Below are 20,370 nucleotides of genomic sequence, written 5' to 3'. Positions count from 1 at the left end.
GAGTGTCTGTTTCACGAGCTGCAACACAACTTCATAACAAGGATCGATGCGGACGAGCTGGCCCTCAACTGCCCCTTACCCCGCTGTGTTCTCAACCGCGACCTTGCCTGCCAGACAATCAAGCCTAAAGAGATGGTGCCTGAAAGCGCCGCGCCTTCTACGTCCGACCAGCTTTACACAGATCGGCGTTACTCCGGCAGTCCCGCTTTCCGAAGAGCCTCCATATACCGAGTACGATCGTCCGGTCGCCGGAACGGTGGGAGTATATCGGCAAGATTTGAAAGGCGCAGCGCAGGGTCGAAGTCGCATAGGCGAGCGATCATTTCCCGGGCTTCCGCAAACCGCCCCGCCAGGGCATGACCGGCCGCCACGACACGCATCGCACTCGGGTAGTTCGGCTGGTGGCGTAAAGACTTGCCCGCCCAGGCGACTGCGTCATCGTAGCGGCCAGCACAAAAATGAGCGAGCCCGGTGTTGAACTGCCAAGCAAACAGGCGCGGATCAAATGGGCTCAGGCGCATGGCAAGCGCGGCGTGTTCGACGGCCTTGTCCGGCTCGCCCAAGCAAGTTTTCACCCAGCTGCTGACGCCCAAAGCAGCGGCCAGATTCGGGTTGAGAGCAAGCGCGCGATCGATGCAAGCCGCACTGTCATCGAGGTCACCACCAACGTAGCCGAGGACGTATCCGCCGTAGGAGAGCGCAATCGCATCGTCCCTTCCAAGCTCGACCGCCTTCCTGGCCAGTCGGGTAGCTTCGGCGATCTCCTGCGCACGGTCGATCATCCAACCGTTGCTTTTTCGGGTCGCGTAACACCGTGCCGCCCGAGCATGGGCCATGGCAAACTCCGGGTCACGGTCGATCGCCTTCATGAACAGCCCCAAGGCATCGTCGATGGTGGATCTAACGGTGATCGTCCGGTCAAAGGCCGCCAGCCCGCGCAGATAGTAGTCGTAAGCGTCGAGGCTCTCTGTCGGCTTGCGTTTGGCGCGCTCGATCTCAGCCTCCTCCACTTTCGGTGTTATCGCGCCCACGATGCTTGAGGCGACCTGATCTTGAAGATCGAATACATCCGCCAGAGTTCCGTCAAAACGATCTGCCCAGAGATGGGCACCGGTCGAAGTGTCGATGAGCTGCCCGGCGATGCGCAGGCGGTCGCCCGTCCGGCGCACGCTTCCCTCGACCACATAGCGTACGTCCAATTCACGTCCGATCTGCTTTATGTCTACGGCATGACCCTTGTAGGCAAAGCTCGAATTCCGAGCGATCACGTACAGGTGACGGAAGTGAGCCAGGGCGATGATGATGTCCTCCACTATGCCGTCGGCAAAATAATCCTGCTCCGTGTCGCCGCTTAGATTCTGAAATGGCAACACCGCAACCGATGCCCGATCGTAATGTTTCGTTGGGACTGAAGGGGCCTGCGGCTGCGACACGAGGTCAAGGCCCGGTGCGCTCCGCTGATATTCGGTCTCCTCCCGCGATCGCAGCGAAGCCGCCAGGAAGGCCGTCTGTGCCTCGGGCTCCGCGCGCAGATGCTTCTTCAAGAGAGCTCGACAGGACTCGAACTGGCGCAAGACCGCGTTGTCGTGCCCCCTCAGAGCGTGGATCCGCATCAATGCTCGATGGGCTGCCTCCATAGTTGGGTCCGAAGCAAGCAGCCTTTCCGCGAGCCCTTCGCAGGCTGTTTCTTCTGAAGAGCCGGGTCCAGAGAGCGCCAGGCTCAGCCGCTCCACCAGCTGCTGCGCCTTGCGTTGATATTTACTCTGATGAGGCCTGAACCATTCATCCAATCCGTCCGGGATGGTGTCGCCAGCAAGCACCTCACCGCGGTAGAGATCCGCAGCAAACGCGAGATCAGTGGACCGGCCGCCGTCCAGTTTCAGGTCGAAGATCGAAATGTCCACGTCATCCGGTCCAGTCACCAGCGCGACGGTCTCCTGGTCCCCATCGATGTAGACTGTGGCATTCTTGCCAGCCGGGAACGACCGCCTGATGTCGACCAGCGCCTGCCGCAAACTATTGCGGGCCTGCCCATTGCTTCGTCCCGGCCAAAAAGCTTCGGAAAGCTGCTCCCGACGATAGCCGCGGCGGCCTCCGAGGACCAAGGCAGCAAAAAGGAGCGAAGTCTTGCGCGTGGTGAAGCGGACTTTCCGGAGTTCCGGAGAAGTAACTTCGAGGCCACCTAGCAACCTGATGCGCACGGATCGTCTCCAGATTCTGACCGCTGCCGCAGAATAGCATTTCGGCAGATAGATTTAACGTCGATTTAGCGGCGGCTTGTCGAACTTTTGCTCCTTCTTCACGCACAGCCGAACAACCCGAAAACACCCGCGTGGCACACTCCCGCCTGCAAACCTCAAAATGGGAGAGTGAAGATGGCTCATACAGAAACTCGCGCTGGCGGCAGCGCGCCGCAAACACAGTGGTTCGGAGCCACCCCGACGTGCGCAGCAACGATAACCGCTGCCTTGCAGCAGTGGCGGCGGACCGTCGCTCGACGAGCGGCACTGGCAGACTTGACGCCCGATCAGCTGAGGGACATAGGTCATCCGCAAACCAATCGGCCCGTGCTCGTCATCAAAGCAGGTCTGATCACGAACTTGATGTCGATGCGGTAGTCAGCAAAATTCAACCGCGCGTAAGACAACAACGAGAAGATCCCAAACAACCGTGCGGCGAAGGCGGGCTTCGAAGTTTCCGGCAGGAAGCTTAAATATGACAGCTTCATTCCTTTCGTTGAGGACGGCTGGACGCCGGATTTCGCCGATGCGCTGGATTACTACACCCAGACCAAGATCGTCTTCCGTCTTCTCAAGCGTCGGGGCGGAGTAGCCGTGTGAGCTCGACGTCGAAATGCGGCGGCTTGTCCGGAGCAACCTCGACAAACCGCCCTTTAACCCGAAATGTCTTTTCGATGAGACCGCTTTGGGCAAGCGCCTTCGGCTCGCCGTCGAAACGCAGCTCACCTTTCTCCAGCAGCGAGATGCCGTCGCTGACGGCGATCGCCTGATTGATGTCGTGGATCGCCATGACGATCGTCACGCCCCTCTCCCGGCTTAGGCGGTGCACGAGGTCGAGTACCTCGACCTGATAGCCGATGTCGAGAAACGATGTCGGCTCGTCGAGCAAAAGAATGCCCGCCTCCTGTGCCAGCGCCGCCGATATCCAGGCGCGTTGCCGTTCACCGCCGGAGAGTTGCTGAAGCGTTCTATGGGCCAAGCTGGTCAGGCCTGTGCTTTCGAGCGCCCACTCGATAGCCGCTTCATCCTTGCGGCTATAGCTGCGGAACAGACCGACATGCGGGAAACGGCCCTGCCGCACCAGCTGCGCGATCGTCATCTCGTCAGGGGCTGAGGGCTGCTGCGGCAGGAAGGCAAGTTTCCTGGCAATGGTCCGTCGCGACATGGACGCCACGGGAACGTCTTCGATTGCGGCGTGGCCTTCGGCGGGAGCGATCAGGCCGGCCATCGCTTGCAGGGCAGTGCTCTTGCCCGATCCGTTCGGGCCGATGAGAGCGCGGATTTCACCCTTTTTCAAGGAAAGCCGAAAGCTGTCGAGCGCCTTGCGACGACCGTAAAAAACCGACAACTGCGAGCAACTCAAAGGCATGGGCGATCTCAAGGGGCATTGCGTAGAAGGGCGAGCAGGACCGGCACACCGACGATTGCTGTGACCACGCCGATCGGAACCTCCTCGGCGCGACCGACAAGACGGCCGATGAGATCGCACAGGGTGACGATGACCGCACCAAGCACAACGGTCAAAGGAAGTACGATCGGGAAATGACGTCTGGCCAGGAAGCGAGCCAGATGCGGAACGATCAGCCCGACGAAGACGATCGGCCCGACCGCGCCGACGGCGCTCGCAGCAAGGGCGCAGGACACCAATAGCGCGACGGAAAACTGTTTGCGATATGACACTCCGAACGAACGGGCGACAGGCGCGTCGAACTGCAACAGGACCAACGGACGGTAGATAAGGGGCAGGACGACCAGGCCTGCCATCGTGAACGGCAGAAGGAAGAGCGCATGCTCCCAGGTGCGCGCGTAAAGGCTTCCCGAGAGCCACTCGAGAATGATCTCGATACGAGCCGACCCCCAACCTGCTATAAGGCCGATGGCAAGAGCATGGAGCACGGCGCCAATCGCAATTCCGCAGAGCGTGATCCGAAGTGGGCTGAGGTCGAGCTTGAAGGCAAGCAGATAGATGAGGCCGCCTGCAGTCATGCCGCCCACCATGGCGGCGGCTGGCAGCCAGGCGATCGGTAGTTCGGCCACTGTGTTCGAGCCGGGATTAAAAATGTAGACCGTGAAAAGAAGGAAGACCGTCACCGTCAAGGTCGCCCCTTGCGACACCCCCATTAATGATGGGTCGGCGAGAGGGTTTCGCGTGATGGTCTGCAGCAAAAATCCCGCAACAGCGAACTGAATTCCGGCAAGGATGCCTGTGGCGATCCGCGGCAGGCGGATATCGAGGATGATGGAGCGGGCTTCCGGTGAGCCATCTCCGGTAAGGACCGCAGCGATGTCCGACGCGGGAATGTCCACTACACCGAGAAAAACCGCGGCTGCGAAGGACAGGAAGACAAGCAGTACGGCAGTCGGCAACAGCCACGGCGTTGGTCTGCGAAGGGCCTGCGAACCCGCCGTCATGCACCCTGCCCCTTGAAGTCGAGACGTCCTCGCTGAATGAGATAGATGAAGATCGGCCCACCTAAAAGCGCAGTGATGATACCGACGGGCAATTCCTTGGGTATGGCAATCGTCCGGCCGATGAGGTCCGCACAGGTGACGATCAGCGCCCCAATGGCCGCAGTCAAGGCGATTTCCCAAACGGCTCCCCGCGGCTTCAGCAGACGAGCTATATGGGGTGCGGCAAGGCCTACGAAGGCGACAGGACCCGCCACAGGGGCAACGCCTGCAACGGGACAGGTTCCCAGAACCAGGAGAATCGGCTTCCAGACATTGCGTTGGAGACCCATGCCCGCGGCAGCATGGTCGCTGAGGGAAAACATGGCGATCACGCGGTGCAGCAACAGGGCGCCTGCCACGCCAACGATAGCCCATGGCAGCATATGAATCACATGTGACCACGTGCGCCCCTGGAAGCCTCCGGACAACCAGAACAGAAGAGCGGTCGATTGCGGCCCTGCCAGGAGCAAGACATAAATCGTGATAGCGTTCAGGAAGAGAGAAATGCTGACGCCGCCGAGGGCCAAGTGCAGCGGACGCCCGTTTCCGCCGCGCGACACCCAGAAGGTCACCGAAGCGGCAGCAAGACCGCCCGCAAGTCCAACGAACGGATAATAGGCGGAAGAAAGCCACGGCAGAAGAACGGAACAGCCAACGATAGGCGCGATCGCTCCGGCAGTCACGCCCGTGATTCCCGGATCTGCGAGCGGATTGCGCGTCAGCGCCTGTAGAAGATACCCCGAAACCGCCAATCCGGCACCCGCGATGGAAGCCGCAAGGCTTCGTGGCAGCCTCAGGGTCCAGACAAGGATCGAGTCGATCTGGCCGTCAGGAGCCCAAAGCACACGCAGGACGCTCTCGAGAGATAGCATTTTCGCTCCTGGCAGCAGCCCCAAGACGATGATCAACAAGCTCGCTACGACGACGAACCCAATGAGTATTGAGGATTTCCGTGCGTCCATCATCGTCGCGATCAGCAGCTTTAATTCTGGGCCTCACGCGGAATGATCTTCGCAGCTTCCGCCTTCACGTCGACGGCAGAAAACACATCGGGATAGAGATAGTGGGCAGCCTCTCGCAAGACGATCTCGCGGGCGATCGGACCGTTCGTCTCGACCCACTGGTCGCCGACGTAGAAGACGCGCTTGTTCTTCACGGCGGTGAGCTCCTGCCAGATCGGGTTGTTCTCATGAGGCCTGTCTGGGCCAGAGTCGTAGATGAAGAGAACTTCGGGATCCTTCTCGAGCATGGTCTCCAGGCTCAGATCGATGCCGAATTCCCCGCCCGGCGTCATGTTTCCGGCGATGTTGTCGCCGCCGATAGCAGCAACGATGGAGGCAGCCGTATTTTCGGTGTGAAAAGCAAAGGGTGTTTCGCCACCCCACATGATCGCGAACCGGGGACGCACGTCCTTGGGTGCCTTTGCTGCAAAATCGGCAAGGTGCGCGCGGAACTCCTTGTTGAGCTGGATGCCGCGCTCAGGATTGCCGAGGATTTTTGAAAGCTCTGCGATCTCGCGGTCGCTCCCGTCCAGGAGCTCCATGTTAAAGGCGAGGAAGGGAGCAATCTTTTCGAGTTGCGTTGCGTTGCCGACCGTGTAACGACGGATCGCGACGATCAGGTCGGGCTTAGCCTCCGACAAGAGCTCGAGATTCGGCCTGGCGCGCTGGCCGATCTGCTTCATTCCTGCGGTTATGCCAAGAAGAAAGTCAGGTTCGCGGCCAGCTGTCATATAGGTGCTGGCAACGGGCTTGATACCCAATGCGAGCGCCACGTCATCGGCAAAATACGAGATCGACGCTATTCGCTTCGGGTGAAGTGGAACCTCGACTTTGGCCCCGCGGTCATCGGTAATTGAAAGGGTCTTGCCGTCCTGGGCATAGACGACAGTGCTGCCGGTCATCACAGTCAGCAGACCAAGAAGTGTGATGATTTTACGTGCGATGTTCCTCATTGCGATATTCCCCCCAAACCAGAATGCGCGACATCGCTTTAGCCGCTAAAGAGGAGTATTGCAATCCACTTTATGTGATACGCGCCGTGGCAGTAAATTGCTTTGCCGGGAGCTGGAGCTCGGCGAGATCACCACATAACTCTGTTGCCCTGTGCTGTCGGCACCCTGTCGCAGGCATAAACTCCTGGGCCAAGCGATCATCGCCATAAGAGGCTGGGGTTTGCCTGCAGTGAAAGGATGACTGCATTGACGACGCGCAAATTCCGGTCTAGCTGTATCCTCATGAAAATCGCAATGGTTCTCGGTGTGGTGATAGGGCGCATGGGCAGGGTGGTGTAGCCATCCGGCGAAAGCACCCCATGCGCGGTAAGCAGGCTCCTGACGGGGCCTTTTTTTATGCCCGCAGATTGGGCCGCGCCTCGTCAGACTTCCGCAATCCTTACTGACAAGAGGGACAAAACCATGACGAGCAAATATTCCGTTCAGACGTCGTGCACCCAACTGACCGGCAAAATGGACATGACCCTGACGACTGCCCCGCCCCGGCTAGCGACCCTCATCTTGCTTTCGGCGCTTGCGGTGCTGCCGGTGAACATGATCTTGCCGTCGCTTCCGAACATTGCGGCCACGTTCCAAGCTGATTTCGCGCTCGTTAATCTTTCGGTTACGGGCTATGCAACCGTCACGGCGCTGACATCCGTCATCGCAGGAGCGATGACGGATCGATATGGGCGCAGGCCGGTCGTATTAATGGCTGTCTTTATCTTCATTGTCGCGTCCGTTGGCTGTGCACTGGCGACCAATATCGGCGTTTTCCTCCTGTTTCGAGCAATGCAGGCGTCCATTGCTGCGTGCTTTTCCGTCGCCCTCGTCCTGATCAAGGAAACATCGGGCGAGCGCGAAGCCGCGAGTAAAATCGGTTACGCCGCCGTAGGATGGGCACTTGCGCCGATGCTCGGTCCGATGATTGGCGGGATATTGGATGAGTTGTTCGGATGGCGGACGAGCTTTGTTGTCTTTGCGGTCCTTGGTGCAGCCATGCTCGCTTTGGCCCGTTTTGATTTAAGAGAAACGGCCACGGGATCACAGAGATCGCATGGGAACTATCTTGCCGCCTATGGAGAGCTCCTGAGCTCGGCGCGGTTCTGGGTCTACACCCTGTGCATGGCCTGGTCCATGGGGACGCTTTACATCTTCCTGGGCGGCGCACCATTGGCCGTCGGTCAAACGCTCGGCGGCTCGAGTGCGAAACTGGGCTTTTACATGGGGTTGGTCCCGGCAGGCTTCATCCTGGGTAGCTATTTGGCTGGCCGCTACGCCTCCAAGCACGCGCTGGGCGCTACCCTCATTGTCGGGCGGCTCGTAACGTGCATGGGGCTGTTAGTTGGCCTGATCCTATCGATGCTGGCGACATCCCACGCTCTTGCGTTCTTTGGGCCTTGCATACTCATCGGCATCGGCAATGGACTGACGATGCCCCCCGCCAACACAGGCGTGCTGTCGGTGCGCGCCGATCTCGCCGGTACCGCGGCGGGGCTGGCCGCTGCAATGACAACTGCTGGCGCAGCATTCATAGCCTCAATTGCCGGCTTTTTCCTTGTGAAGTCAGCTGCAACCCATGTCCTGCTCGGTATGATGCTGATGTCGGCATCACTCGCATTGCTGGCAGCACTTTTGGCCGCATTTGTCGATTGGCGTGCCTCCAAGATGGTTTCCTAGGGAGGCCGATTCTATCAACCCTTGCTCAGTCCACTTAAGCCTTGAGGTTCTACTTGCGAACTCGCTCGCGCGTACTCCCACCTTGATCAAGTCGAATGCCGATCTACCTTCATTTCTAAGAGGCGAGAGCCTGCATCGGTAGATATTATGTGTCCGCAAACGTCCTGCAACCATCGACCGGTCGTCCCTCCATTGAAGGATCGTCCCGCTATCGCTGGTCGTGATTATGATCCACTCCCTTTCAGATCGCGAAGAGGCAGAGGCAACGAAAGAGCGCCGGCGTGTCCGGCTGGCGGAAAAGCAGTCCCGACAGCTTTGGGCAGGGCTTGGTTCAGAAAGGTCGATCACTGACAAACCAGATCGAGGTTCCCAAAAGCGCGTGTCCCGACACCGGTTCTTTATGGAGCGTCAGGAGAAGCCAATCCCCGGTCATCGCGACGGCAATCCATGACGGTCGGCTCATGCGGCACGACTTGCTTCCGCTATGTGCTTTGAGCGAGTCCGAGCGCCTTCGTGAGGAAGACCCCTTCACAGCCTTCCTGATCAGTGGCGTGCCGAACCAGGTGGTCTTTCATCGTTCTCGGTTTGAGATCGATCTCAACCGGAGTCGCGAACAGGCGGTCTATTTCCGTCCTGAGCAAGCCTGGGGGCTAACCGTCTGGAAAAACGGCCTTCCCGCTTCCAAACACTTGGCCTCCCTGACGGTTTACGATGACTACTATGAAATGCTTGGCTCCTTTCTAAAGAGCATCGAGCGAAACCACGGGGAGTTCGTCCTTCTCGACGTCCACAGCTATAACCATCGCCGCGCCGGTCCCGACATCCAGACCGATCCCGAGCAGGCCCCAGATATTAACATCGGCACCTTCTCGATGGACCGCGATCGCTGGGCGCATGTCGTCGATCCGCTGATGGACCACTTCCGAGCCTTCAAGATCAGAGGCAAGAGGCTGGCCGTGAGCGAGAATATCGCCTTCCAGGGCAAGGGAGAGCAAACCCGCTTTATCCATGAGCAGTTCCCCAATACGGGATGTGCCATCGCCATCGAGTTCAAGAAGATATTCATGGATGAGTGGACCGGGCAGCCGGACAAGGCCGTCCTCGGCAAGCTTTGCGACGCGGTAACGGCGGTCGTTCCACTTCTGGAACGCATTGTGGGGCAACCTCGATGATGCGCCAGACATCGGCTGTTCAGGAGAATTGGCTGGAGGAGGTCGCACAGTGTCTGCGTGATGATAAGCCGATCCGCAAGGAGTTGCCGCAAGGCGGGCGACTTCATATTGATCGACTGCTGCCCTTCATCTTCATTTACGTTGAGACCCGCAAGACCGAAGAGGTTGCCCGGTCGGTAACACAGTCAAACGCTTCGTATCTTCTCGCATCGAGCCCAAAGCAGGTGATGCCTGTCATCCAGGCTCTTAGCGCCATCGCGGTTGAACGGTTTGGATCATTCCTGGTCGTCAGAAGCGGCGAACTCGGGCGCGACAAGTTCCTTACCGACGACGCGCCCTATCTGCCGCCCTTCGAGGTTTCGGTCTGGTCAACCGAGAATGCCGTTGTAGCCAAGGAGACATTCTCGCAGGCGGTCATGGCGAGCGAGGCTCGGTTTCGTACGCCAAGGGTGGAGGAGCGAGGAGCTCCGCCATCAATGATAGACGAGGAAATTTCTGTTGTACCCGGTTGCGCCGTCCTATCGGCCGAGTTTGCTCCGATTTACCGCGCGCCGGAGTCCGCACTGATATACCCAGAGCTTCGAGATCAGCTGATTGCAACCCTGTTCGATGCCGGGCTAAGGGCATGCGCCGCTTTCATAAGCTCTCGCGGCATCCTGAAACTGACATCGCATCGATCCCTGGGTCGACGCGCCTTTGTCGATGCCGTGAGCCGTGTCGACCGCGGCATCGATGAAATCGCATCGGCCTTTGACGTGCTCCTTGCGGTTACCCCCATCAACGCTCAGCAGGCGTTTCAACAGTTCAAGTCGAACAGTTTCAAGGGCGAACCAGCCTTCCTCTACCGCCCTTTGACCATCCAGGTCGAAAGCGCAAAGCAGCACCTCTTTTCGGTTTCCTTTGATCATATGGAAGACCCGGTTCTCTACGATCTCTATCGGGAAAAGCAGCGCGAAGTGGATTTGCAGCTTTCCTTGATCGCGGCGCGCCAGGCAGCCAGCTTCACCGAGTTCGGAAGAGCGCTGTACGGTCCTGTCGAACCGCCTCTCCTTGCCGAAGCCGAAGGCATTCTCGGCACGCTTTCGAACGCCGGCCAAGCTGATTTTGACGACCGGACTTCCGACGCGCCAAATGCGGACGCCAACTATGTTTCGCAACGCGCGCAAGCGATGATCGAAATGTATCGGCGCGAGTGGCCGGACTTCAAAGTCGATATCGAGCTCCGCGATGATCTTCCATCAGGGTTGATGGTGACCAATCATCGCCTTCTGATATCAAAAACGACCAACATGGATCGACGGCGCGTGGAGCCACTTCTTTCCCATGAGATCGGCGTCCATCTGCTCACCTACTTCAACGGTTCGTCGCAAGGCCTGCGGCTCTTTCGCTCTGGGCTTTCTGGCTACGAAGGGATGCAGGAGGGCCTTGCGGTTTTCGCCGAATACCTATCGGGCGGGATGACTGTGGAACGGCTGAAGTTGATCGCTGCCCGCGTCGTCGCATGCGCCGACATGCTTGCAGGCGTGCCCTTTGAACATGTGTTCAATCGTCTGGTCGAGGATTACAAATTCACGCACTTCGGGGCGTTCAATCTTGCGCTGCGGGTTTACCGAGGCGGCGGTCTGGCCAAAGATGCGATCTACCTGAGAGGACTGCTTCAGCTCCTGGATCACCTCAAGCGCGGCGGTGCGCTTGAGCCCTTCTGGATGGGAAAGATCGCCTCTTCTCATTTTGGCGTCATGGAGGAGCTTGCCGCACGCGGGTTGCTGAAGCAACCGTCCGTCTATCCGCTGTTTCTCGCCACCGGTGAAGGGCGCGAAAGGCTCGACAGGGCAAGACAGGGAATGCGGCCCATAGACATGGTCCAACCAAAGGAAAGCTAGATGCGCATTGCCTTCTTCGTGAACTCCATCGAGGACGAGGCTCCGTACTATACGACGACCTCTCTGGCGCTTGCGGCAATGGCCCGTGGCCATGATATCTGCTACGTCACGCCTGATGGTTTTGTGCTTCGACCGGATGACCGTCTCTTCATGCGGGCGATCATTCCAGGTGCTGGCAAACCCAAGAACGCCGAAGCGTTCGTCGCAAACCTTAATGAGAAAACCTCGACCGACACGATTGACGTGGTGGATGTCGATGTTCTCTTCTTGCGCAACGACCCATCCCTGGACGCCGATGAACGGCCCTGGGCAGCGCATGTCGGGGCAATGTTCGGACGCCTTGCGGTCGAGCGCGGCGTGATCGTCGTCAATGATCCCGACGCCTTGGCGAAAGCGCAGAATAAGCTGTATTTTCAAGACTTCCCCGAGGTCATACGGCCGACGACCCTTGTTTCCAAGAGCCTGGACGAGATCAGGGCCTTCATCGACAGCCAGAAGCGTGGCGTCGTCCTCAAGCCGCTTCAAGGATCGGGCGGCCGGCACGTGTTCAAGATCAAATCAAGCAAGGAATCCAATCTCAATCAGATATTTGAAGCAGTCAGCGGCGAGGGATACCTGATCGCCCAGGGCTATCTTCCCGATGCCGTCGAAGGCGATATACGATTGTTTCTCATGAACGGCAGGCCGCTGGAAAAGGATGGTTCTTATGCGGCATTTCGCCGGATCCCGGCAAAGGGCGAAGTCCGCTCCAACATCAGTGCGGCTGGAACTGCGGCTGCAGTGAAGATCACGCCAGATATCCTTGAGGTCGCCGAAATCGTAAGACCGAAGCTGGTCGCCGATGGCATGTTCTTGGTCGGCCTCGATATCATTGGTTCCAAGATCTTGGAGATAAATGTATTTACGCCGGGAGGGCTCCAAAACATTGAGCGGCTCTACGGCGTGAATTTCTCCTCCATGGTAATCGAGGCGTTGGAAAAGAAGGTGAGCACACGTGCGAATTATGGCAGCCGGTTGTCGAATGCAGTCCTGGCCACATTGTGATCGACCTCTCATACGAATTTCAAATGTCACGCCAAGGCTGGTTGAGCCCCAGAGCGTATGAATGAGGCACCCCCGGTACAAGTGCTCGCGGCAACGATTGCCACCGGGGCCGCCATCTAGGCACCGGACGTGATTTCGGCTACCTTTGAACGGTCACTCCAGTCGTTGGGGCCGTATGGATCGATTTGATGCGATGCGGGTACTGCTTGCGGTCGTCGACGCCGGCAGCTTGTCGGCTGGCAGCCGCAGGCTGAATGCTCCCCTGCCCAGCGTCAGCCGTAAGGTCGCCGATCTTGAACGGCACCTCGGCGCGAGTCTCATCATCCGAACAAGTCGAAATCTGCAGCTTACCGAGGCGGGGCGCGATTACGTCGAAGCCGCACGCAAGATTATGGCAGACCTCGAGGAGGTTGAACGCCGAGCCTCCGGCGAATATCAAACACCGCGTGGAACGCTCACGATCACAATGCCAGTGGAGTTCGGAAGTCGGTACGTCTTGCCTATTGCGCTGGAGTTCATGAAAGAGCACCCGGAGGTGACGTTGAACCTCCTGTCGCTCGACCGTACAGTTCATCTTGTAAACGAGCAGGTGGACGTCGCCATTCGGCTTGGCGAACTCGCCGACAGTTCCCTCTATGCGGTCAAGGCCGGTGAATTTCGCCTGTTGACATGCGCCAGCCCAGCCTATCTGGAGCGGCATGGCGTTCCTCAACATCCCGCCGAATTGCCGAACCACGAGGGCATCATTTTCAACAGCCGGTCATTCTTCTGGGGATTCGAAGTCGAGGGCAAACCGATCGAAGCGGTGCCGCGAAGCCGCATCGAGGTCAACACCGCGGCCAACTGTGTTGCCGCAGCATTAAGCGGCGTCGGCATCGCCCGCCTCTTCGACTATCAGGTTCCCGACGAATTATCGTCTGGCGCGCTTGTACCGATCCTGAAAGGCTACGGCAGCGAGGCGAGGCCGATCCATATCGTCTATTCGCGTCAAGGGCTTCTTGCCTTGAAGGTGCGGACATTCATCGACTGGGCATTGCCACGGTTCCGCGCGACGTGCAGCAACTATGCTGGTATTGCACACTCACCGCAGTGACGCGCGGACCTCGTCGGTTGTCCGCTCCGGATACCACATTCGCCGGTGTTTTGAGCCAGCCGAGAACCGCCTGCGGGCCGATCGAACGCATGGCCTTCGTAGTCTTTGCGAGAGCAAGGGAACGCCCCTGCACGCGTACAAGGTCCCGGAAAAGCCGTGCAGGCAAGAGAACGGTCCCTTTGGGGTACGGTTTGCGTCCGACCATTCTTCTCGGCGTGAGATCGTTTTCGATTTCGAAGAACCGATATCCGCGTCCTGGTACTGTTTGGGATGATCTTGAGCGTCTCCCGGCGCGATGGAAGAGCCTCAGCGACCGCAACGAGTTTTTTCAAGCGATGTCGTGTCGGCGGTCCTTTCCCCGCAACCGGATCATCGGACAAGTCGATCGACGTGCACCTGTAGTCGCGGTCCGATCAGCAGAATGGCGGGAATGACGATCAGATACCCGATGCTCCACGAGCGCAGCCAGGTCAGGACAAATCCCTTTGAGAAGCCGAGGTTGAGAGCAAGAAGGACGAAAGAGATAATTCCGGTTGTTATGATTCCCATCGACAGGGCGAAGGCGATCTTGCGTTTCAATTGCGTGTTCATTTTCTTCTCCTTGAAGGTTCAAACCCTCGATATGACCGCTTTGCACCGTTCGAACCGGTCGGTCACCATCTGGTTGATGATCGGCGCCGAGAATCGAGCATTGCCGCCTGGGGCGGTAGAGAAAGAATGCGAGAGGCTGCCTCTTGAATTCGGCAAGTGCCAAGCTCTGGGCAACGGACTAGATCTGTCGCGAAAGCACCAAGCGTCATGTCGCGAACTCACGCCAAGGCCTCGTCATTTACGCGTCCTGCGCGATCAGCTGCTATATGCCGACCGCCTTGCGCGCCACGGATAGAATCTCGTGCGTGGCGGCGCGCTTTGCCGAAGAGAAGTGCCTTGACCTTGTCATCAACAATCTCTGCCGGCCGGCAAACCGCTTGTCGAAGACCGGGCGATTAACTTCAACCGCCTGAATATGAGGGCGCGCAAGGCGCTGCTTGACGACCTCATGACCGGTGAGCCAGGCACCTTGGATCGGCGCCAAAGCTGATGGCCTCTGTCAAACGAGAGGCTGGCTCTCATTTTTGCTCGCTACCGGGCAGCTTCTCCCGAGCTCATATTCTTAGCCATCGCAGTCCTCAAGTCGCAACTGGAGTGTGTTGACGACAACCTGAAGGGAAACACCATGCAGGAAACGTTGGGAACAGCCGTCATTACCGGCGCATCGGGCGGTATCGGCGCCCTTTATGCGGATCGACTTGCCCGCCAGGGCTATGACTTGATGCTCGTTGCGAGAAACGGCAACCGACTACAACGAGTGGCGGCCGCTATCCGCGCACAGACAGGCCGCACCGTCGAGACCGTCACTGCCGATCTCACGATAAGGGACGACGTAGCCCGGGTCGCAACTCTGATCACTGACGACCCGCGGATCACGATGCTGGTCAACAATGCCGGTGTCGGGGCGACCGCGCCGCTCGTCCAGTCCGACGTCAACGCCATGAGCGCGATGATTGCACTCAATGTCGATACGCTCATGCGGCTCACTTATGCCGCAGTCCCTGGATTTGTCGAGCGGAACCAGGGTACGATCGTCAATATTGCTTCGATCGTGGCGGTCGCACCTGAAAGATTGAACGGCGTCTACGGTGGCACGAAGGCCTTTGTTCTCGCCTTCAGCCAAAGCCTGCGCCACGAACTGGCCGACATCAACGTCCATGTCCAGGTTGTCCTCCCAGGTGCCACCGCGACTGACTTCTGGGATATCGCAGGGCTTCCGGTGCAGCACTTGCCCCAAGAAATAGTCATGCCGGCTCAAGCCCTGGTCGACGCTGCCATATTGGGGCTTTCGCGCAAGGAGTTCGTGACCATCCCGAGCCTTCACGATACCGGCCAATGGGATGCCTTCGAAGACGCGCGGCGAGCCATGGCGGGAAATTTGTCTACCAATAAGCCAGCAGCACGCTATCGGGCTGGCTGACCACCCGATCAGGAGCAAAATGAAATGTCGAAGGCCATGCGCGGCAACATCGAGCTCAGCGTGGCTTGATCGAATCTCGGCAAATTTTTCAACCCAGACATCGCGCCGTCGAGCGGAAATCTCCCGTCGGCGCGGCTATCACAGGACGATATTTATCATGATCACGACCATTAGAGCCCTCGGCCTTGCTGCAACCGCCTTCCTGCTTGCAGCAACGGCGACTGCCCAAGCCCAAACTCCAGGCAGTGTCCAAACTCAGTTTCTACCTATCAAGGGTGAGCCTGCGCCGAAACTTTTTGTCGATCAGCCCCTTGCTGAACCACTCACCACGCGAGGGGTGGCCATTATTCCGTATCGGACCGAAAATTTTAGAATCCTGCCGATTTTTGGGCCCGGCGCAAGCGACGTCTCGCCACGGGCGGGCCACCTGCACGTCAACGTCGACGATCTGCCGTTTCGCTGGGCGGATGCAGGAGGCACAGGTGCTATTGTCCTGACGGGGCTACCGGCTGGCAAACATAAAGTGCTGATCGAGATTGTCACGCCTGAACACCGTGCGCTTGGCGCAAAGGCTGTCTCGTTCACAGTTCCGGCGATCCATGGCCAGCATCATTAGAAAGGCCATCGCCCTGTGAAACGTCGTTCCGCAAGGCTGGGAGGCTAGTCCAATTTGCGGGAAGGACGATCCAGGCAACTTGCACTATTGCAACTTGCATGGCCTGTCAGCCTGCATGTTTGAAGAACTCGATGAAAGCGCGCAGTGCTGGCCGCATCTGCCGCCGGCTTGGGTAATAAAGATAGACACCGGGAAACGGCGCGCACCAATCGACAAGAATCTGGCGCAGCCGCCCTTCTTCAATGGCGGCGTTCACCATGTTTTCTAGCAGGAACGCGATGCCGGCGCCGTCGAGTGCGGCCTCGATAACGAGCCGGTCGTCGCCTAAAATGAGCGGGCCGTCGACATCGAGGACCAGCTCTTCGCCATCTTTTTCGAATTCCCATCTATAAACCTTTCCGCTGGCAAATCGTCGCCGAATGCAAGCGTGATCCATTAGCTGACGCGGATGGACCGGCATGGTCTTTCGCTCGAAATAGGAGGGTGAAGCAACGACGCTTGCCCGTATAGGAGCGCTCATTTTGACGGCGATCATGTCCGGCTCCAGGCTCTCTTCGAGGCGCATGCCGCCATCAAGGCCCGCAGCGACGATGTCATTGAATGGCTCCTCGACCCGGACTTCCAGAACGACGCCCGGGTAAGCCCTGCTAAAAGCCGCAAGACGTGGCGCCACAAGCCAATGCGCCGCAAAGGGCGGCACGCTGAGGCGAAGATTGCCGGCCACACGATTGTTGATTTCCTTCACCGCATCAAGCGCCAGGTCGATCTCGTCCAGCGCCGGCCCCAGCCGTTTGAGAAGCAGTGCGCCCTCATCCGTTACCGCAACGCTTCGGGTCGTGCGAGAAAAGAGCCTAACCCCAAGAGCCGCCTCAAGGCTCGAGACGGCGTGGCTTACAGCAGAAGGCGCTATTCCCAGCTCCTTGGCCGCCCCCCGAAATCCCCCGCATGCGGCCACTGTGGCGAAGATTGCGAGTTGAGGTAGGCGACTTCTGTCCATTGTTCTATACTATAGAACAGCGTGTGAATTTCCAATCGAATTAACGAACAACCTTGCTTGTCCTATCTTCCTTTTCATCACAGAAGGAGATCAGTGATGAAAAAACGGAAGCTCGGAAACGAACTCAACGTCTCGGCGGTAGGCCTCGGATGCATGGGTATGACTTTCGCCTATGGCGGTCAGGATGAGGCAGACGCTATTCGCACGCTGCGCCGCGCTGTCGAGATCGGCGTTACCTTCTTCGATACCGCAGAAGTCTACGGCCCTTTCGATAATGAAATTCTGGTGGGCAAGGCTTTGAAGCCGCACCGGGACCGTGTCGTTATCGCGACCAAGTTCGGTTTCAAGATCACCGATGAAGGCAAAGGGCCGTCGCGCATGGTCGGCGTCGACAGCCGCCCCGAACATGTAAAGGCCGTAGCCGAAGCCTCTCTCGGACGGCTCGGAATCGAGCAGATTGACCTCTTTTACCAGCACCGCGTCGACCCCAACGTGCCGATTGAGGAAACTGTCGGAGCCATGGCGGACCTCGTCAAGGATGGCAAAGTGAAAGCGATCGGCCTTTCGGAGGCAAGCGCTGCCACGATAAGGCGCGCTCATAATGTGCACAAAATTGCGGCGGTGCAGAGCGAATACTCGCTGTGGAGCCGGGATCCGGAGCAGGAGGTCTTGGCGGTCTGCCGCGAGCTCGGCATCGGCTTCGTCCCCTACAGCCCGCTCGGTCGTGGTCTCTTGACCGGCGCAATCAATAAGCCCGATGAACTTGGTGCCGATGACTGGCGCAAGAACCTGCCACGCTTTCAAGCTGATGCCATGGCCGCGAACGCTGCTCTTGTTGCAACGTTGAAGGACATGGCGCAGGCAAAGGAGATAACGGCGGCGCAACTTGCACTGGCCTGGGTGCTGCATCAGGGCGACTTCATCGTGCCTATCCCCGGCGCGCGCAAGCTCAAGCATCTGGAAGAAAATGCTGCGGCAGCCGACATCACCTTGTCGGACGATGAGGTTAGACAGATCGGCGAGGCGCTCGCTCCGGCAAAGGTCATCGGCAGCCGTTACCGCGAGCAGGAGCTTGCCCTTGTGAACGGGTAGAGTTTCTACGCCTCGGCGTTCGACAAGGCGTTCCTTCCATTACGTCTTGCCCCCTCGGGCTTGCCTGCGTTGCCCGAGGGTCCCGACACACCTGATTTTCTTGCGGCACCCGCGCATGCCAAAGGTTAGTCATCGGACGTCGCTAGCGCGCGGTCGACTTCGAGAGCCTCGAAAAGTTCGGAGATGTTGTCCGTCACGTTAGAACTCATCAACCAGACTGAAGCACTCGTGCCCGGAGCTAGAGGCTGATCCGATCCGGGAAAGCCTGCTGAAGCACGCCGAAAAGCGGAAAGCGGTGGGGGCGATGGAACCTGAAGGTATCTACTGAGCAATACATACCGACCTGACCCGGGGAACCTTTCCCCTGCTCGCACGCTTCGCTCCCCGGACCACCACTTCCCAAGGAGCATGTTTGTGATCAACGACCTCTGGTACAAAAACGCCGTCGTCTACTGCCTTTCTGTTGAGACTTTTATGGATGCGAATGGCGATGGCATCGGCGATTTCCAAGGACTTCAGCGCCGACTGGATTATCTGGCCGGGCTTGGTGTCACCGCGATCTGGCTGATGCCGTTCCAGGCCTCTCCGGGTCACGACGATGGCTACGACGTTTCTGATTACTACAATGTCGATCCCCGCTACGGAACGCTCGGCGATTTCGTCGAATTCACTCACGGTGCCAAGCAACGTGGAATTCGCGTGCTCATCGATCTCGTCGTCAATCACACATCCGATGAACATCCATGGTTCAAAGCGGCCTGCTCGGACAAGAACTCGCGCTATCGCGACTGGTATGTCTGGTCGAAGACAAAACCCGCCAATGCCGATGAGGGAATGGTTTTTCCAGGTGTCCAGAAGACGACATGGACGCGTGATGAGAAATCCGGCGAATACTACTTTCATCGTTTCTACAAGTTCCAGCCGGATCTCAATACCGCCAATCCGCATGTTCAGGCAGAAATCCTGAAGATCATGGGCTTCTGGATCCAGCTTGGCGTTTCCGGCTTCCGCATGGATGCCGTGCCCTTCGTCATCGCCGAAAAGGGCAGCAAGGTGAAGGCGCCGAAGGAACAGTTCGACATGCTGCGAACCTTCCGCGAATTCCTGCAGTGGCGGAAGGGCGACAGCATCATCCTGGCTGAGGCCAATGTCGTGCCGAAGGAAAACCTGCAGTATTTCGGTGACGACGGTGACCGCATGCAGATGATGTTCAACTTCCACGTCAACCAGGCGCTTTTTTATGCGCTTGCCAGCGCAGACACCCGACCGCTCGCCAAGGCGATGCATGACACACAGGAACGCCCGCAGACTGGTCAATGGGGCATTTTCCTACGCAACCACGACGAATTGGATCTAGGCCGCCTGACGGAGAAGCAGCGCCAGCAGGTGTTTGCAGCCTTTGGGCCGGATAAAGAGATGCAGCTCTACGACCGCGGTATCCGTCGACGCCTCGCCCCCATGCTTGGCGGTGATATGCGCCGCCTGAGGCTTGCCTACAGTGTGATGTACTCACTGCCCGGAACACCAGTTCTGCGATATGGTGACGAAATCGGGATGGGAGACGACCTGTCGCTGCCGGAGCGAAACTGCGCCCGCACGCCGATGCAGTGGTCGGACGAGCCGCAGGGTGGCTTCACCAAGAGCGACATGCCGGTCCTGCCGGTCATCTCGAAGGGGCCTTACGGTTTCGACCATATAAATGTCGCCTTCCAGCGCCGTGATCCAGAATCCATGCTTAACTGGACCGAGCGGATGATCCGCATGCGCAAGGAGGCGCCCGAGATCGGTTGGGGCGACTTCAGCTTTATTGATTGCAACAATTGCGGCGTGCTCGCCATCCGTTACGAATGGCGGAACAATGCCGTTGTCATCGTCCATAATTTTCACGCCAAGCCGGTGGAGATTACCTTCGACGCCGGCCTCGGTGACGCCGGCCATCTATTGATTGACATAGCCGACGACGGTGACAGTCGCGCCGACGAGAAGGGTAAGCACCATATGGTGCTCGAACCTTATGGCTATCGTTGGTATCGCGCCGGCGGCCTGGACTACTTATTGAAGCGGAGCGACACATAAGATTGCGCTGCAGGGGCGCCTC

17 protein-coding genes and 1 pseudogene are annotated in these 20,370 nt (G+C 58.4%); 11 read left to right on the top strand and 7 right to left on the bottom strand.

The window, feature by feature from the left end; all coding sequences use genetic code 11:
• Positions 1 to 188: 188 nt before the first annotated feature.
• Complete coding sequence (locus tag AM571_RS27780; protein ID WP_074064228.1) at positions 189 to 2,201, bottom strand: BTAD domain-containing putative transcriptional regulator; 2,013 nt, start codon at positions 2,199 to 2,201, stop codon at positions 189 to 191.
• Between the two features lie 174 nt (positions 2,202 to 2,375).
• Between AM571_RS27780 and AM571_RS27775 the strand changes: the two genes are divergently transcribed.
• The gene (locus AM571_RS27775) at positions 2,376 to 2,618 is read left to right on the top strand and encodes a DUF1127 domain-containing protein (RefSeq protein ID WP_074064227.1); all 243 of its coding nucleotides are present in this window, start codon (positions 2,376 to 2,378) and stop codon (positions 2,616 to 2,618) included.
• 60 nt (positions 2,619 to 2,678) lie between these two features.
• Positions 2,679 to 2,840, top strand: a pseudogene (locus AM571_RS37820) (SAM-dependent methyltransferase); the annotation flags it as partial.
• On the opposite strand, the gene AM571_RS27765 reads toward AM571_RS37820, so the two are convergent.
• From AM571_RS27765 to AM571_RS27750, 4 genes are read right to left on the bottom strand one after another with little or no spacing between them, the layout of a single operon-like run.
• Positions 2,812 to 3,609, bottom strand: coding sequence for an ABC transporter ATP-binding protein (locus AM571_RS27765; protein WP_074064226.1), 798 nt, complete (start codon positions 3,607 to 3,609; stop codon positions 2,812 to 2,814). The pseudogene AM571_RS37820 and the gene AM571_RS27765 sit on opposite strands and share 29 nt — an antisense overlap.
• Before the next feature lie 8 nt (positions 3,610 to 3,617).
• Positions 3,618 to 4,652, bottom strand: a complete 1,035-nt coding sequence (locus AM571_RS27760; RefSeq protein WP_074064225.1) for a FecCD family ABC transporter permease — start codon at positions 4,650 to 4,652, stop codon at positions 3,618 to 3,620.
• Positions 4,649 to 5,653: a FecCD family ABC transporter permease gene (locus AM571_RS27755; protein WP_074065612.1), complete on the bottom strand. Its 1,005-nt coding sequence runs from the start codon at positions 5,651 to 5,653 to the stop codon at positions 4,649 to 4,651. Before AM571_RS27755 ends, AM571_RS27760 begins: the two co-directional genes overlap by 4 nt.
• Positions 5,654 to 5,673: 20 nt before the next feature.
• Positions 5,674 to 6,645, bottom strand: coding sequence for an ABC transporter substrate-binding protein (locus tag AM571_RS27750; protein WP_074064224.1), 972 nt, complete (start codon positions 6,643 to 6,645; stop codon positions 5,674 to 5,676).
• Between the two features lie 462 nt (positions 6,646 to 7,107).
• Between AM571_RS27750 and AM571_RS27745 the strand changes: the two genes are divergently transcribed.
• The 5 genes from AM571_RS27745 (at position 7,108) to AM571_RS27725 (ending at position 13,556) form a co-directional block, all read left to right on the top strand.
• Positions 7,108 to 8,364: an MFS transporter gene (locus AM571_RS27745; RefSeq protein WP_074064223.1), complete on the top strand. Its 1,257-nt coding sequence runs from the start codon at positions 7,108 to 7,110 to the stop codon at positions 8,362 to 8,364.
• A 431-nt stretch (positions 8,365 to 8,795) separates the two neighbouring features.
• Positions 8,796 to 9,536, top strand: a complete 741-nt coding sequence (locus tag AM571_RS27740) for an N-formylglutamate amidohydrolase (RefSeq protein ID WP_237358682.1) — start codon at positions 8,796 to 8,798, stop codon at positions 9,534 to 9,536.
• A complete protein-coding gene (locus tag AM571_RS27735; protein ID WP_074064222.1) occupies positions 9,533 to 11,419 on the top strand; it encodes a flavohemoglobin expression-modulating QEGLA motif protein in 1,887 nt (628 codons plus the stop codon). Before AM571_RS27740 ends, AM571_RS27735 begins: the two co-directional genes overlap by 4 nt.
• Positions 11,420 to 12,463 (top strand): glutathione synthetase, encoded by a 1,044-nt coding sequence (locus tag AM571_RS27730; protein WP_074064221.1) that lies wholly within the window; start codon positions 11,420 to 11,422, stop codon positions 12,461 to 12,463.
• A gap of 175 nt (positions 12,464 to 12,638) precedes the next feature.
• Positions 12,639 to 13,556 carry a LysR family transcriptional regulator gene (locus AM571_RS27725; RefSeq protein ID WP_074064220.1) on the top strand — a complete coding sequence of 306 codons (918 nt, stop codon included), beginning with the start codon at positions 12,639 to 12,641 and terminating at the stop codon, positions 13,554 to 13,556.
• A 369-nt stretch (positions 13,557 to 13,925) separates the two neighbouring features.
• On the opposite strand, the gene AM571_RS27720 is transcribed toward AM571_RS27725, so the two are convergent.
• Positions 13,926 to 14,147, bottom strand: coding sequence for a DUF2798 domain-containing protein (locus AM571_RS27720; protein WP_074064219.1), 222 nt, complete (start codon positions 14,145 to 14,147; stop codon positions 13,926 to 13,928).
• 625 nt (positions 14,148 to 14,772) lie between these two features.
• Between AM571_RS27720 and AM571_RS27710 the strand changes: the two genes are divergently transcribed.
• Complete coding sequence (locus tag AM571_RS27710) at positions 14,773 to 15,567, top strand: SDR family NAD(P)-dependent oxidoreductase (RefSeq protein ID WP_074064217.1); 795 nt, start codon at positions 14,773 to 14,775, stop codon at positions 15,565 to 15,567.
• 157 nt (positions 15,568 to 15,724) lie between these two features.
• Entirely contained in the window at positions 15,725 to 16,183 is a 459-nt protein-coding gene (locus AM571_RS27705) for a DUF6130 family protein (protein ID WP_074064216.1), read from the top strand.
• Positions 16,184 to 16,289: 106 nt separating this feature from the next.
• Here the strand turns inward: AM571_RS27705 and AM571_RS27700 are convergent, their stop codons facing one another.
• Positions 16,290 to 17,180, bottom strand: coding sequence for a LysR family transcriptional regulator (locus tag AM571_RS27700; protein WP_074064215.1), 891 nt, complete (start codon positions 17,178 to 17,180; stop codon positions 16,290 to 16,292).
• A 96-nt stretch (positions 17,181 to 17,276) separates the two neighbouring features.
• Between AM571_RS27700 and AM571_RS27695 the strand changes: the two genes are divergently transcribed.
• Positions 17,277 to 18,272, top strand: coding sequence for an aldo/keto reductase (locus tag AM571_RS27695; RefSeq protein ID WP_074064214.1), 996 nt, complete (start codon positions 17,277 to 17,279; stop codon positions 18,270 to 18,272).
• Between the two features lie 414 nt (positions 18,273 to 18,686).
• Entirely contained in the window at positions 18,687 to 20,348 is a 1,662-nt protein-coding gene (locus tag AM571_RS27690) for an alpha-amylase family protein (protein ID WP_074064213.1), read from the top strand.
• The last annotated feature ends 22 nt before the right edge of the window (positions 20,349 to 20,370 follow it).

Origin of the sequence: Rhizobium etli 8C-3 (genome assembly GCF_001908375.1) — a bacterium.
Lineage (GTDB): Bacteria > Pseudomonadota > Alphaproteobacteria > Rhizobiales > Rhizobiaceae > Rhizobium > Rhizobium etli_B.
Note: the sequence above shows the minus strand (reverse complement) of the source record. Positions and strands in the feature narration are given on the sequence as shown.